General features: G+C 65.8%; 12 protein-coding genes and 1 pseudogene. 7 read left to right on the forward strand and 6 right to left on the reverse strand.

The genetic code is table 11. From position 1 onward, the window contains the following. The first annotated feature begins 52 nt into the window (after nt 1–52). Complete coding sequence (locus GBRO_RS04385) at nt 53–1,690, forward strand: AMP-binding protein (RefSeq protein ID WP_012832781.1); 1,638 nt, start codon at nt 53–55, stop codon at nt 1,688–1,690. A gap of 66 nt (nt 1,691–1,756) precedes the next feature. On the opposite strand, the gene GBRO_RS04390 is transcribed toward GBRO_RS04385, so the two are convergent. After that, a complete protein-coding gene (locus GBRO_RS04390) occupies nt 1,757–3,028 on the reverse strand; it encodes an SLC13 family permease (protein ID WP_012832782.1) in 1,272 nt (423 codons plus the stop codon). A 17-nt stretch (nt 3,029–3,045) separates the two neighbouring features. Further along, nucleotides 3,046–4,743, reverse strand: a complete 1,698-nt coding sequence (locus tag GBRO_RS04395; RefSeq protein ID WP_012832783.1) for an MFS transporter — start codon at nt 4,741–4,743, stop codon at nt 3,046–3,048. A gap of 166 nt (nt 4,744–4,909) precedes the next feature. On the opposite strand from GBRO_RS04395, the gene GBRO_RS26240 reads away from it, so the two are divergent. Next, nucleotides 4,910–5,050, forward strand: a complete 141-nt coding sequence (locus tag GBRO_RS26240; protein ID WP_169309859.1) for a hypothetical protein — start codon at nt 4,910–4,912, stop codon at nt 5,048–5,050. 9 nt (nt 5,051–5,059) lie between these two features. On the opposite strand, the gene GBRO_RS04400 is transcribed toward GBRO_RS26240, so the two are convergent. Together GBRO_RS04400 and GBRO_RS04405 are read right to left on the reverse strand one after the other, a co-directional pair. Beyond that, complete coding sequence (locus GBRO_RS04400; RefSeq protein ID WP_012832784.1) at nt 5,060–5,491, reverse strand: DUF6918 family protein; 432 nt, start codon at nt 5,489–5,491, stop codon at nt 5,060–5,062. A gap of 224 nt (nt 5,492–5,715) precedes the next feature. Continuing rightward, on the reverse strand, nt 5,716–6,423 hold the full coding sequence (locus GBRO_RS04405; protein ID WP_231140535.1) for an SDR family oxidoreductase: 708 nt from the start codon (nt 6,421–6,423) through the stop codon (nt 5,716–5,718). A 181-nt stretch (nt 6,424–6,604) separates the two neighbouring features. Here GBRO_RS04405 and GBRO_RS04410 point away from each other — a divergent pair, with 181 nt between their 5' ends. Beyond that, nucleotides 6,605–7,189 (forward strand): TetR/AcrR family transcriptional regulator, encoded by a 585-nt coding sequence (locus GBRO_RS04410; protein WP_012832785.1) that lies wholly within the window; start codon nt 6,605–6,607, stop codon nt 7,187–7,189. Here GBRO_RS04410 and GBRO_RS04415 read toward each other — a convergent pair. After that, entirely contained in the window at nt 7,176–8,039 is an 864-nt protein-coding gene (locus tag GBRO_RS04415; protein ID WP_012832786.1) for a MaoC/PaaZ C-terminal domain-containing protein, read from the reverse strand. The two genes, GBRO_RS04410 and GBRO_RS04415, sit on opposite strands and share 14 nt — an antisense overlap. 3 nt (nt 8,040–8,042) lie before the next feature. Continuing rightward, nucleotides 8,043–9,779 carry a 3-oxosteroid 1-dehydrogenase gene (kstD, locus tag GBRO_RS04420; protein ID WP_012832787.1) on the reverse strand — a complete coding sequence of 579 codons (1,737 nt, stop codon included), beginning with the start codon at nt 9,777–9,779 and terminating at the stop codon, nt 8,043–8,045. Between the two features lie 263 nt (nt 9,780–10,042). Between kstD and GBRO_RS04430 the strand changes: the two are divergent. From GBRO_RS04430 to GBRO_RS25900, 4 genes and pseudogenes are all read left to right on the forward strand, one after another. Next, nucleotides 10,043–11,186, forward strand: a pseudogene (locus GBRO_RS04430) (IS3 family transposase). Nucleotides 11,187–11,256: 70 nt separating this feature from the next. Next, complete coding sequence (locus GBRO_RS25895) at nt 11,257–11,682, forward strand: DUF3376 domain-containing protein (RefSeq protein WP_169309860.1); 426 nt, start codon at nt 11,257–11,259, stop codon at nt 11,680–11,682. Nucleotides 11,683–11,756: 74 nt separating this feature from the next. Then, nucleotides 11,757–13,151 carry an IS1380 family transposase gene (locus tag GBRO_RS04435; RefSeq protein ID WP_012832790.1) on the forward strand — a complete coding sequence of 465 codons (1,395 nt, stop codon included), beginning with the start codon at nt 11,757–11,759 and terminating at the stop codon, nt 13,149–13,151. A 566-nt stretch (nt 13,152–13,717) separates the two neighbouring features. Next, nucleotides 13,718–14,143 carry a hypothetical protein gene (locus GBRO_RS25900; protein WP_147290622.1) on the forward strand — a complete coding sequence of 142 codons (426 nt, stop codon included), beginning with the start codon at nt 13,718–13,720 and terminating at the stop codon, nt 14,141–14,143. Nucleotides 14,144–14,187: the final 44 nt, after the last annotated feature.

Genomic DNA, 14,187 nt, shown 5'->3' on the forward strand with positions numbered 1-14,187 from the left:
CCCACCCGTCAGTCCCAACGACCCAGACCGCAGGCAACAAGGAGTGCGCAGAATGAAGTTCAACCTCGCCGACGTTTTCGAGACGGTCGCCGACTCGGTGCCCGAGCGGATCGCACTGAGCTACGAGGGTAGGCAGATCAGCTACGCCGAACTCGACGGCCTCGCCAACCAGGTCGCGCACCTGTTCGCCGGCAACGGAATCGGTGCCTTCGACAATGTGGCGCTGTTCCTGAAGAACAGCGTCGAGCACGTCACGAGCCTGCTCGGTCTGCTCAAGGTGCGTGCGGTTCCGGTCAACATCAACTACCGCTACACCACTACCGAGCTGCAGTACATCTTCGACAACTCCGATTCCCGTGCGATCATCGTCGAGCTGCCCGAACATCAGCGCAGCGTCGCCGAACTGCTCGTCGAGGTCCCGACCGTTCGGACGGTGTTCGTGATCGGTGACATCGTCGAGGAATTGACCACTGCGGCAGCCGATCTGCCCGGCGGACGCACAGTCGAGATCGTGTCCTTCGGCGATTATGAGTCCAAGCCCACCGAACGCGACTTCGAGGCGCGGACCGGTGAGGAGCTCTACCTGCTCTACACGGGCGGCACCACCGGCTACCCCAAGGGTGTCATGTGGCAGCACGACGACTTCTTCCGCAAGCCACTCTCCGGCGGCAACCCGTACGGCGAGGCGCGCAAGGACCTCGATGAATTGGGCTCGGCGGTCAAGGATTTCGGTTCCATCGCGTTCCTGCTGGCCGCTCCGCTCATGCACGGCGCGGCGTCGTACTCGCTGTTCACCTTCTTCACCCTCGGCGGGCGTCTGGTGATCCAGCGCGACTTCGACCCGGCGGCCATCGTCACCGAGGTGGAGCGCGAGAAGGTCAACATCGTGCTGATCGTCGGCGACGCCATGGGGATGCCGCTCGTGGAGGAGCTCGAGAAGCGCAAGGGCGACGTGGATCTGTCGTCGATGTTCTCCATCACCTCCGGTGGCGCGATCTGGTCGCAGCACGTGCGTGACCGGATGCTGGCGGTGAAACCCGATCTGGTGTTGCGGGACAACTTCGGAGCGTCGGAGTCGGGTAACGACGGCGAGATCGTGATGGACGAGAACGGCAATCTGAAGGTGCCGCCGACCGACCGGATGATGGTGGTCGATGATCGGCTGAACAAGATCGAGCCAGGCTCGGGCGACGTCGGTTACATCGCCCGCATCGGCAACGTCCCGCTCGGCTACTACAAGGACGAGGAGAAGTCCGCCAAGACCTTCCCGACGCTGCCCGACGGTCGTCGGATCTCCATCCTCGGTGACATGGGAACCGTCGAGGCCGACGGCAGCATCGTCTTCCTGGGCCGCGGTTCGCAGTGCATCAACACCGGTGGCGAGAAGGTGTACGCCGAGGAGGTCGAGGCCGCCCTGCACGCACATCCGGCGATCGCCGACGCCCTGGTGGTGCCCGTGCCCGACGAGAAGTACGGCCAGCGGGTGGCCGCGGTGGCCCGCGTCGCCGACGGCGCGGTGGAACCGTCGCTCGACGAGATCCAGCAGCATTGCCGCGAAACCCTTGCCGGATACAAGGTTCCGCGGACGATCGTCTTCGTCGACGAGGTGAAGCGCACCCCGGCCGGCAAAGCCGACTACCGCTGGGCCAAGAACGCGGCCGCCGCGGCGGAGCAGTCGGCGGCGGTATAGCAACCCGCCTGTCGGTGGAGCGTCGGGGATCTCTGGGTCCAGATGTTGCGTCAGACGGTCGCCGGCTCAGCTCACCGACAACGCAATCCACAACGCCACCACGGCGGCGACAAGCGTCGGCGGGACGGTCAGCAGGCCGAGCGTGAGGTATTGCCGGGACGTCGGGGAACCGGTGTGGCGGTGCATGATGTCGCGCCACAGCAGGTTGGCCAAGGACCCGAAGTAGGCGAGATTGGGGCCGATGTTCACACCCAGCAGGACGGCGAGCACCACCCCGGGACGGTCAGCGACGAGCGGTACCAGCAGCAGGGTCGCGGGCAGGTTGTTGAGCAGGTTCGCGAGTATCGCGGCCAGGGCGGCGACGGCGAGCAACGTGAGAAGGCTTGTGCCGGAGGGGATGAGGTGGGCCACCCCGTCGCCGACGGGGCCCTCCCGGACGGGCAGGATGATGATGCCGAGCGCCGCGACGAAGGCGAGGAACGGGAGATTGACCGCGCGCAGACTCGACCGCAGGGTGGGCAGCGGTGTGCGTAGCAGGGACGGGATCAGCATCGCCGCGGCACCGATCCACGCGATCGCATAGAGCGGAACACCGAGCGGTTCGGCCACCACGAAGGCGACCAGTAGGCACGTCAGTGCAGTCAACGCCGCGACCGGGGCGGGCGGATCGTCGGACACGTCGTCTCCACTGTCCACCGGAGCATGCAGGGGTGCGGCGAGCTGGTCGGCGAAGTACCAGCGGAAGATCAGGTACTCCACCACGATCGCCGCGATCCAGGGGGCCACCATCAGCCCGGTGAAATGCACGAATCCCAGGCCGGTGGCCGAAAAGGCCAGCAGATTGGTCAGATTGGAAACGGGCATCAGCGTCGACGCTGAGTTGGCGAGGTGATCGCTGGCATATCCCACCGGCGCGACACGGGCACCGACCCGACGCGCGGTCAGCACCGCGACGGGGGTCAGCAGCACGATGGTGGTGTCGATGGAGAGCACCGCGGTGGTGATGGCCGCTGCGACGAAGACGATGCCGAGCAGCCGGGTGGGGGAGCCGCGGCTGCGTCGGGCCAGCACCGAGCCGACCCAGGCGAACACCCCAGAACGGGCACAAACGTCGGCCACCACCAGCATCGCCGCCAGGAACGCGATCGTGGGTCCCATGAAGGTGAGTTCGTCGTCGGCGGCGTGCACATCGGTGAGGCCGAGGAGCAGGAGGAGGCCGGCGGCGGGAACCGCGACCACCGCGGCCGGGACACGGCGTAAGGCGACGGTCGCGACGATGACCACCACCAGAATCGTGAGGGCGACGATGGCCCCTGCGACGCTGTCGGTGGTGAGCACCGTCGCAGGATACGCGGTCAGTCGAGTGCGTGATCCCCGGCCGGGTCGGACTCGCGCGGGGTCTCGTCGCCGGTCTGGTCGCCGGTCTGGTCGTCACCGTCGTCGAGTCCGGGAAGGACGTCGACGACGCGTCTCGGGGTGAACCAGAACAGCACGACGGCGCCGACGATCAGCACCGAACCCAGCACCACGCAGGCCTGATTCATCGGATGGACAAAGGCCTGCTGGGCGCCGTCGGCGAGTCGCGCGGCGAGCGGAGCGGCCTCGGCGGGCAGTCGTGCGATGACCTCGGTGGCCTCGGCCAGCGACTTCGAGATGCCGCCGGCCACCTGATCGGCGCCGTCGATGAGCGCCTGCCCGCCGGCCACGTCCCCGGCGGCGATCCGCTGTTCACCGGCCGCGGTCAGCTGGTCGCGGGCCAGGTCGGCGGTGCCGGTGATCCGCGACGAATAGCCGGCTGCAAGGATGCTGCCGGCCAGGGCGATGCCGATCGCCGCGCCCAGTTCGCGCGCGGTGTCGTTGACCGCCGATCCGACACCCTGGTTGTCCAGCGGAGTGTTCGACATGATCGCGGTGGTCGACGGTGCGGTCGCGATGCCGATCCCGGTCGCGCAGATCGCGATCATCCACACCGACTGCCAGTACACGTCGTAGTCGACGACGCCGAGCAGGACCATCCCGATGCCGGCGATGAGGATGCCGCCGCCCAGGACGAAGCGCAGCGAATGGAATCGGACGGCGAGCCAGTTGCCGAGCAGGCCGAAGGTTACGGTTCCGGCCACCATCGGCATCAGCGCGAGCGCCGACTGCAGCGCGGTGAAGCCGAAGACGAGCTGCAGGCGCTGCAGGTAGAGGTAGAACACGGCGAACGACGCGAAGAACTGCAATGCCACCGAGAGCGCGCCGGCGCCGAAGGCGCGGTTGGTGAACAGCCGGACGTCGAGCAGTTTGTGCGGCCGGCGCAGCTCGATGACACAGAACAGAACGCCGCACAGCGCACCTCCGATGAGCGCGACCAGGACCAATGGGTCGTCCCAGCCGCGGTGCGGTGCCTCCAGCAGGCCGAGCACCACACCGGTGACGGCCACGACGGAGGTGATGGAGCCGGGGAAATCGAAGGGATCCGGGTCGCGGTCCTTGGAGGTGCCGATGGTGAGGCAGAGCAGTGCGGTCAGGGTCGCCGAGATGGCGAAGGTGATGAAAATCGAATGCCAGGAGAAGAACTCGAGCAGCAGCCCGGTGACGAAGAACCCGGCGATGGCGCCTGCGCCGGCGACCGCCGCCCAGATGCTGATCGCGATGGGACGACGCTCTGCCGGAACACCCGAGGTGATCAGCGACAGCGTCGTGGGCATGATGAGCGCGGCCGCCGCGCCGGCCAGGCATCGGGTGGCGATCAGCTCGGTGGGACCCGAGACCCAGATCGCCACCAGCGACGCGACGGCGAACAGGATCAGACCGGCGATGAGAACACCGCGCCGTCCGACCCTGTCGCCGACGGCGCCGGCCGGCAGCAACAGCGCCGCGAGTGTGAGCGTGTAGCCGTCGATGATCCAGGTCATCTGCCCGGCGTCGGCCCCGGTGTGGATGGCGATCTGCGGCAACGCGGTGTTGAGCGCGGCCATGGCGGCGACCACCATGCTCACCGCGGAACACGCGATCAGGATCAGCCAGGCCGACCGCAGATCCATCCCGCCGATGGTCCGACGCGTCATCCTCAACCCCCGACTAGTCGTGTTGCGGTTTCGTTACCGCGACACGCGTGTCTCATGCACCTCTCAGCAATGCAACATGTGACACATTTATCACTGCAGTACCAACCCGGTGATCGCGGAACCACCGGACCGCGCTGATCCGGACAACCGAAAGTGGTGACAGGTCATGGCCTCTCCCCAGGTCGCTCCTTCACAACGTACCGACTACTCACCTGCGCGCGTGCATGTTTGGCGTGTGCTGTCGATGCTCGCTGCGCTCGTCGCGATCGTCGTCGGCTTGCTCCTCATCGTGACCTCCGCCGCATAGGCGGACGATTCAGCTCGCGTGGCGCTCGATGGCGGCGCCGACGCGCGGCAGTGCGGCGATGACGTAGTTCTTCGCCTTGCCGCGTAGCGATCCGTACGCCTTCGCAAGCGCCGGCCGGGCCGAGTCCGCCTGATCGTCGGTGACCGTCAGCAGTGCCTCGGCGGCCGCGTCGCCGTTGGCCGCGAGATGCTCGCCGAAGCCGACACCTGCGGGCTTCGAGTCCCAGAACGGTGCGAGTGCCGCGAGGAAGTCGGGCAGCATCTGGTCGGTCGCATTGGCGACCACGCCCGGCTTGACCTTCTGCGCGGCCGCGTAGGCGGTCTTGACCGCAGCGCCGGAGAGGCCCTTCTGGTCGGCCACCTCGGCGTCGATCACCTCGACGAGATCGGCGACCACGGCGGGCCGGTCGGTCTCCAGCAGAGGCGTCAGCGAATCAGACATGTGTACTCCTTCTCGACGGCCGGCGGCCGCGACGGTCAGCGAACGCGAACGGGTGCTACATCTTCTGACACGCCCGGTCGCGGTGAGTGGTCTCACCGTCGAAAAGTCTACGGGGGCCGACCTTCTGCGACGAGGCCAGCTCACTGCTCCAGAGGCCACCCGTGGTACCGGTACGGCAATGGCCGCCGGCGAACCGGCGGCCATGTCACCTGGACGAGGGGTGATCAGTACTTCTCGGACTGCCCACCGTCGATCGGGATGACGGTGGCGTTGATGAACGACGCCTCATCGGAGAGCAGGAAGGCGACGAGATGTCCGACCTCCTCGGGGCGTCCGAAGCGCTTCATCGGGTTGACGCTGACGAATTCGCGGCCGGCCTCTTCCCAGTTGTCGGCATCGATCTGCTTGAGCGAGGCCTCGACCATCGGCGTCATGATCGCACCCGGAGCGATGGCCTTGACGGTGATGCCGAACTGGCCGTACTCGATGCCCGAGTTGCGGGTGAGCCCGACGACACCGTGCTTGGCTGCGGCATAACCGGATTGGTTGCCGACACCGCGGATCCCGCCGACCGATGCGGTGTTCACCACGCTGCCCGAACCCTGCTTCTTCATCACGGCGAGTACATGCTTGAGGCCGAGGAACACGCCACGCAGGTTGATCGCGACGACCTTGTCGAATTCGTCGGTCCCGAAGTCCTCGGTGAGGTTCTGCTTGCCCTCGATGCCGGCGTTGTTGAAGAACCCGTCGATGCGTCCGAAGGTCTCGACGGTCTTCTCGACGTAGCGCACGACGTCCTCTTCGTTGCTCACGTCGGCAACCACGGTCAGCGTCTTGGCTGCGGGATTGACCTCACCGATCGCGGTGACGGTCTCGTTCAGCCCCTTCTCGTTGAGGTCGACGAGGCCGAGCGCACCGCCCTCGGCTGCCACTGCAGCGCGGCGGCGCGGCCGAGTCCGGACCCGGCACCGGTGATGAGGACGACCTTGTCGGTGAATCGTTCTGTCATGGGGGACACCTACTTTCGCTTCCGGTGGCCCGTCCCGACGGCGGGTCACGCATCACATTCCGTACAGTGGAAATAACGGAACACTACGTTTCGTTATTCCGGGTGTGAGCGATCAGACACCGAACTCCGGCCGTGGACGTGGTCGGCCCCGCGATCCGGCGGTCGACCGGCGCATCCTGGCATCGGTCCGGCGCCTCGTCGATGACATCGGGTATCACGCCGTGACGATGGAGGCCATCGCCGCGGATGCCGGCGTGGGCAAGGCGTCGCTGTATCGGCGCTGGCCGTCGAAGGCGGCGGTGATCACCGAGGCCTTCGCCGACGATCTCGCGGCTCCGCCCGCCCCGGACACCGGATCGGTCCGCGGTGATGCGCTGGCGTTTCTGCACGGCGTGATCGGCACGCTCACGCTGCTCGGTGGTCCGACGGTGGTCGCGGGCGCGCTGGCCGAGCGCGGCGAGGCCGGCCAGATCGAACTGGGCGACATCCTGCGGGCGCGGACGCCAGTGGGGCGAGAGATTCTGCGCCGGGGGATCATCCGTGGCGAACTCCCCGACGACCTTCCGTGCGATCTGATCGTCGACGAGTGGCTGGGCTTCGTCCTCTACCGGATCGTGTTCGCGCGCAGCGTTCCCGACGATGACGACCTGCGCGGCATCGTCGACATGTTGCCGATCAACGACGTGTGAGGACCACGTTCTGCAGGGCCGGGGCGTCGTCACGGTCGGCGACGGTCGTCGTGATGAGCAGACGGTCGTCGTCCTCCCAGGCATTGACATTGAGTGTCTCGCCGGGGAAAACGATGCCGGCGAAGGTCGTCGCGAAGTCCGCCACCGCTGACACGTCACCGCCGAGAAGCTCGTCGGTGACGGCGCGGCAGACGGTACCGTAGCTGCACAAGCCGTGAAGGATTGGCCGGGGAAAGCCTGCCCGAGAGGCGAACTCGGGGTCGGAGTGCAGGGGATTGCGATCACCGCACAGCCGGTACAGCAGGGCCTGCTGCGGCAGGGTGGGTACCACGATCCGGTGGTCGGGTTCGCGGTCGGGGTAGGCGATCTTCGACGAGGTGCCGCGCTCGCCGCCGAAGCCTCCCTCGCCCTTGGCGAAGATGGACGACCGTGCGGTCCAGAGGGGTTCGGCGTCGTCGTCGCTGGTGGTCACCGATTCCTGCACGATCACCGCGGCCGAACCCTTGTCCTGGAGTTCGGCAATCCGGGTGCGCGTGGTGGCCGTGCCGCCGGGCGGCAGCGGCCGATGGGCGGTGATCTGCTGGCTGCCGTGCACCACTTTCGCGAGGTCGATGTCGATGCCGGGGAAGGACACCCGGGGCGCCTCGGTGGCGTGGAAGGTCGCTGCGACGGTGGCGAAGGTGGGCAGCACCTTCGGCTTTGCGTCGTCGACGTAGGCGAGGCCGGTGGTGTCGAGCGGATCGGCCGCCGCACCCACCGCGAGGTGATACAGCGCCACATCCGACGGCGTCCAGGAGAAGCTGACCTCGGGCAGTTGCGCGCCGAGGGCGACGGACGGATCGATCGGCATGGGTTAGGCTCCTGTCGATGGTGTTGCGGCGCTTGCAGTTTTCGAGGTCGCAGCGGCGCAGTCGAGCGCCGCGAGGTAACCGAAGACCATGGCGGGTCCGATGGTCGCCCCCGGTCCGGCATAGGTGTGACCCATCACCGGTGCGCTGGTGTTGCCGGCCGCGTACAGGCCCTCGATGACCGATCCGTCGGCGCGCAGGGCGCGGCCGGTGGCGTCGGCGTCGATGCCGCCCTTGGTGCCGAGGTCGCCGGGAACCATCTTGACCGCATAGAACGGCGCCTTGACCAGGGCGCCGAGGCTCGGGTTGGGCTTGTTGGTGATGTCGCCGTAGTAGTGGTCGTAACCGCTTTCGCCGCGGCGGAAGTCCTCGTCGACGCCGCTGCGCGCAAACCCGTTGAACCGCTCGGTGGTTGCGGCCAGCGCGTCGGCGGGAACCCCGATCTTCTCGGCCAGTTCGGCGATGCTGCCGGCCTTGACCACCACGCCCGATTCGAACCACTTCTTCGGAAGTGGTTGACGCGCATTGATTCCCGCGAACAGATACCGGTTGCGGCAGCGCTGGTCGAAGATCATCCAGGCCGGGACGTTCTCCCCGGGACCCTCGCCCTGACCGAAGTCGCCGCCGTACATCCGGTGCACGGCTTCGACGTAGGGCAGCGACTCGTTCATGAAGCGTTCGCCGCGCATGTTGACGATGAAGGTGCCCGGCACCGACCGCTCGGAGAGCGCAAACCACGGCCCGCGCGGCAGCGGGATCGTCGGACCCCACCAGGCGTCGTCCATATGCGAGACCGCGGCGCCGATCTTGAGGCCGGCATTGATGCCGTCACCGGTGTTCGACGTCGCGCCGGTGGTCCAGTCCGATCCGATCGGTTCGCGCTGATACTTCTTGCGCATCTCCGCGTTGTGCTCGAATCCGCCGCACGCCAGGATGACACCGCGGCGGGCGTGCAGGTTGATCTCGGCGCCGTCGGCTTCGGCGATCACACCGGTGACGCGACCGTTCTCGGTGACGAGGTCCTTGAGGCCGGTGTTGAACCTGATCGGTACGCCGGCGGCACGGACGCCGAGGAGCAGTTCGGCGGCGAGCGCGGCACCCATCGCGATGTTCTTCTTGCCGCGGCTGCGTGCCCAGAAGAATCGTCCGGCGACCTTGGCCATCCGGCCGATGCCCCGGGGGTGACGCATCCCGATGTTGAGCCAGCGGTAGTCCGACTGCAGCACCACCATGTTCAGGGGCGCCTTGGTGTACTGCGGGTGCAGGGTCTTGAGGTCGTCGCCGAGGCGGCTGGCGTCGAAGGGGCGTGGCTCGATGGACCGTCCGCCGAGCCGTCCGCCGGGGGCCTCGGGATAGTAGTCGGAGTAGTTCTTGACCCACTCGAGGTCGAGCGGTGCGTGCGCCATCAGGAAGTCGAGGGCCTCGGGTCCCCGGTCGATGTAGGCGTCGATGCGGTCGGCGGGGGCATGTTCGCCGATGATCGCGTGCACGTACTCGCGCGCTTTCTCGACGCTGTCGTCGACGCCGTCGCGCTTGAGCACCGAGTTGTTGGGAATCCACACGCCGCCACCCGACCGCGACGTCGAGCCACCCCAGTACGGCGACTTCTCGATCAGCACGGTGCTGAGGCCCTTGGCGGCCGCGGTGATGGCCGCGCTCATGCCGGCCGCCCCGGCGCCCACAACGATGACGTCGTAGGTCTCCGGTTCGGTGCCTTGTGCTGGTTGGGTCGCGTCGGCCATGGATGTCCCCTTCGTGCGCCGCGGGTGCAACGTGTTCTACCCCAAATTAGAACACGTTGCAGAAATGCTGCGCCAGGGGTGGCTTGCCGTGGGTTCGAGCTCTGGTTGTGCCGCCGGGTGCGAGCTGGTTGACCAGTGTCATGTGTTCAGTTGAATTGCGCGTGCTGTATCCGAAACACCGTGGCGTGTCCCCAGTGAACCGGCCCGGGTGGTTTTAGAGTCCTGATTGCCCTGATGAGGGCGAAGAAGGGACGATGAAGAACATGGCAGGACGGAAGCGTCATTCGGCGGAGGACATCGTGCGCAAGCTGCGCCGGGCCGACGAACTGGCCGCGGAAGGCAAGACCGGCGAGGAGATCGCCGCCGACCTCGAGGTGTCGGCAGCGACCTTGTACAACTGGCGCCGCCAGTACGGCGGTATGGACGGCGACGCCGCGAAGGAACTCAAAGAACTACGCGAGCAGAACAACCGACTGAAGCGACTGCTCGCCGATGCCGAGTTGGAGAAAGACGCGCTGCGGGAGATCGCCAGGGGAAAATTCTGAGCCCAACCGCCAAACGCGCCGCCATCGACATGCTCAAAGACGTCAAGAACATGTCAGAACGGATGGCGTGCAGGGTAGTTGGGCTGTCCCGTTCCGCCTATCGTCGGCTGCCGCAAGCACACACCCCGGCCGATCCCGACGCCGCACTGCGCGAGCAGCTGCGTGTCTATGCCCGCAAGAATCCACGGCACGGGTTCCGGCGGGCGTGGGCACACCTGCGGTTCGACGACGGCATCGAGATCAACAAGAAGAAGGTGCACCGGTTGTGGAAGGACGAAGGACTGCAGGTCCGGCGCGCTCCGCGCCGGAAACGGGCCGGCCAGTCATCGGTCCCGATTGTTGTCGCGGACGCGCCGAAGGTGGTGTGGGCATTGGACTTTCAGTTCGATTCCACCGTCGACGGCAAGAAGGTCAAGATCGCTTCGATGGTCGACGAACACACCCGCATGTCGCTGCTGAACATCGTGGACCGGTCCATCCCGGCCGAGCGGTTGATCGAGGAGTTGGAGAAGACATTCGCGATCTGGGGTGGCCCACCGATGGTGCTGCGCATGGACAACGGCCCCGAGTTCATCTCAGAAGCCCTACAAGCGTTCTGCGCAGGGTCGGTGGGGATCTCCTACATTCCGCCCGGCACACCGTGGAACAACGGGTTCATCGAGTCGTTCAACAACCGGTTGCGCGATGAGTGTTTGAACCGCAACTGCTGGCCCACACTGATCGAGGCCGCGTGGTCATCGAAGACTTCAAAAACGACCACAACCACCGACTCCGGCACTCGGCGCTGGGCTACCAAACCCCGGCCGAGTACGCTGCCCGATGCACCCACCAACATCACCCCGTGGGCTGCGAGATCGACTGACGATCACAACGAGGAACCGGCTCTAGAACTACCTGGACCGGTTACCGGGGACCTGCCAGTGCAGCCGCCCGTGGATCTTGAACTGACGCTGGCTGGACAGTCCGATTTGCGGGATTGGCCCCACCGAAAGCTATTCGGGGAGCGCTGGGGCCATTTCGGTGCCTTCGCGTGGAAGTGTGGCCGAGAGCACGACTGGCTGTGGGGGCGGCTCGACTGTATCTCCCTGATGGCAGATCATCTTGCGAATGGCAGAATTAGCAGCAGCGATCTTGACTCTATCAAGCGCGATTTAATGAACGAGATTCTGCAGGCTGAGTTGGTAGAAAGCGGAAACGATTCGTCTGGCGGAAACGCAGCCGATCCCACTCCCACTCAATCGTTGCCGATAGCACGCGCCGACGTACTTTCCCAGCGGGCTCGTTTCGTGTTTCAGATGTCTGCCGAACAACTGCTCGCACTAGCCTCGGGCTTTCACGCTTTTTCGTGTCGTGAATGAAGAATGGTGCCCTGACCTGGGATGATTGAACTTGCGAAGGTATCAATCGGACCAGATCGAGGAGCACCATTCAGGTGGGTAAGTCTACGTCGCCCTACCCCATGCTGTCTGCAGATGGCACCGGAACCGGGGTGGTGTCGCACGTCGGCGCCATGGTGGTCCTGCGGGCCGCGGAGAAAACGGGTCTGACCAGCCGATTGTCCGAAGCGTTGGCGCCGTGGCGTAAACCCCTTGCGACCCATGACCCGGGCAAGATCATCGCTGATCTGGCCGTGGCCGTCGTGATCGGTGGCGACTGTTTGGCTGACATCAACCAGTTGCGCGCCGACCCGGCGGTGTTCGGTCAGGTCGCCTCTGACCCCACGGTGTCACGACTGATCTCGACGTTGGCTGATGATGTGCCGGCGGCACTGTCGGCGATCACGACTGCCCGCGCCGGCGCGCGGGCAGCGTGCTGGTCGGCAGCCGGTACCGCTGCTCCCGATCATGACGTCGACGTCGATGATCCGATGATCCTCGACCTCGACGCCACCTTGGTCACTGCGCATTCAGAGAAAGAGGATGCGGCACCAACCTACAAGCGGGGGTTCGGGTTTCACCCGTTGTGCGCGTTTGTCGATCACGGCAGCGAGGGCACCGGCGAACCCCTGGCGATCGAGTTGCGACCGGGTAATGCTGGTGCAAACACAGCTGCCGATCACATCGCGGTCACCGCCGCCGCACTCGAGCAGCTACCGCAGGTGCACGGGTATCGGGTCGGTAAGTCGGTGCTGGTGCGTACCGACTCAGCCGGCGGCACCCACGACTTCCTCGACTACCTCACCCGCCGGCGCCTGGCCTACTCGGTGGGGTTCGGACTGACCGAGACGACCGCGGCCGCTATCGACCGCATCAGCCCCGAGGCGTGGACGCCGGCCTACGACGCTGACGGCGTGCAACGCGACGGGGCATGGGTGGCCGAGTTGACCGGGCTGATCGACCTGGCGGGCTGGCCTGCCGGGATGCGGGTGATCGTCCGCAAGGAGCGCCCGCATCCCGGTGCGCAGTTACGGTTCACCGACCACGATGGGTTGCGGCTCACCGCATTTGCCACCAACACCAGCCGTGGTCAACTCGCCACACTCGAGCTACGTCACCGGCGTCGGGCACGCTGCGAAGATCGTATCCGCACGGCCAAAGACTGTGGCCTGACGAACCTTCCGTTGCACGGATTCGACGCCAACCGCATCTGGTGTGCCATCGTGATGCTCGCCTGCGACTTGATCGCCTGGACCCAGATGCTCGCGTTCACCGATCACCCCGCCCGCCGGTGGGAACCCAAACGACTGCGCCATCGCCTGTTCGCGATCGCCGCCAAGATCACCCGCCACGCGCGGCGAACCCGGTTGAAACTCGCTGCCCACGCACCCCACGTCGACCTCCTGCTCGACGGAATAGCCAGACTCGCAGCGCTTCCCGCGCCGGCCTGACCACCAGGCCCGATCCGATCATCGATCCAGAAAGGATGCTTCACCTCGGGACCGTGAACCCCGACGCCCACCGACGCCTCGGGCAACACGCCACGGTCCACACCCGGAATTCAGTCCTCAGACCACTCATCCGGGCCACTCAACAAGGGACCGCCACCTCACGAAAGATTGAGGCTAATGTGGTACGGCGATGGCGAGGACTGGGACATTCCGCCTGAAGTGCGCGTTCTGGTCGACACTGTAATGATGTTCATCCAAAGACGGATGGAGGGTGTCAAATGGTTAGGCCGCTTTCGAGGGCCTATCACGCGATTTGGTGGTCGGCGACTCGTATCGAAACTGAACAAGGTCGCGACCGCGGGGATGGGCGAGATCAACGCGTCCGATGACCTATGCGCGACGCTCAAGAACTGGATCGTCCTTCCGGAGAAGGATGGGGCTTCTGCCTCGGGAGCCGCCTCGTGAGCACCGTATTATCAGCCATAGGCAGATTCCCAGCGCGAAAGCTGGTAGGCGTACTCATCTCCGTTTCGCTGATCGCGACAGCACTGGCAACGTGGTGGAGTGTGCGTGATCTGGCAGCGTGGCTTGCAGTCGAACTTGCTGCCGCATCACTTGGTGCACTCCTCGGCTTTCTCATCGGGCTGCCGGGGAAGGCTCCAGGAGAGGCGGGGAATCCGGAGGGTTCTCAGACGGGAGGCCGGCAATCAGAAGTGCAATGGCGCAGAATCTCGGTGTTCTCGGACTGGATCGCTGGGGGCGCATTCGCGCTGGCGCTCTCCAACGGTGGCACTATCGGTCGCGTGATCGGCGAGGTCAGCGCATGGACGGTTGCCGAAGACACCAACTCGTTGACAGGGGGTGAGCGGACACAACAAGTGGCGCTTGTGGCCTTCTCGGTCGCGTACTTTATCGCGGCATTCATTGTTGCGTGGTGGCAGACGACGACCAACGGCTATCAACTGTTGGCGCGAGCGCGCACCTTGTCGTGAGGGCAGTCTGACGATCACGAGGGAAGGGTTCGAACTTGGCGGCG

Source organism: Gordonia bronchialis DSM 43247 (assembly GCF_000024785.1).
GTDB classification, from domain to species: Bacteria; Actinomycetota; Actinomycetes; order Mycobacteriales; family Mycobacteriaceae; genus Gordonia; species Gordonia bronchialis.

What these genes read in the sequence shown, in the direction of transcription:
- GBRO_RS04400 (WP_012832784.1), bottom strand. Translation starts at nt 5,491, where the DNA reads ATGTCTGATTCGCTGACGCCTCTGCTGGAGACCGACCGGCCCGCCGTG.
- GBRO_RS26240 (WP_169309859.1), top strand. Translation starts at nt 4,910, where the DNA reads ATGGCCTCTCCCCAGGTCGCTCCTTCACAACGTACCGACTACTCACCT.
- GBRO_RS04415 (WP_012832786.1), bottom strand. Translation starts at nt 8,039, where the DNA reads ATGCCGATCGATCCGTCCGTCGCCCTCGGCGCGCAACTGCCCGAGGTC.
- GBRO_RS04395 (WP_012832783.1), bottom strand. Translation starts at nt 4,743, where the DNA reads ATGACGCGTCGGACCATCGGCGGGATGGATCTGCGGTCGGCCTGGCTG.
- kstD (WP_012832787.1), bottom strand. Translation starts at nt 9,779, where the DNA reads ATGGCCGACGCGACCCAACCAGCACAAGGCACCGAACCGGAGACCTAC.
- GBRO_RS04385 (WP_012832781.1), top strand. Translation starts at nt 53, where the DNA reads ATGAAGTTCAACCTCGCCGACGTTTTCGAGACGGTCGCCGACTCGGTG.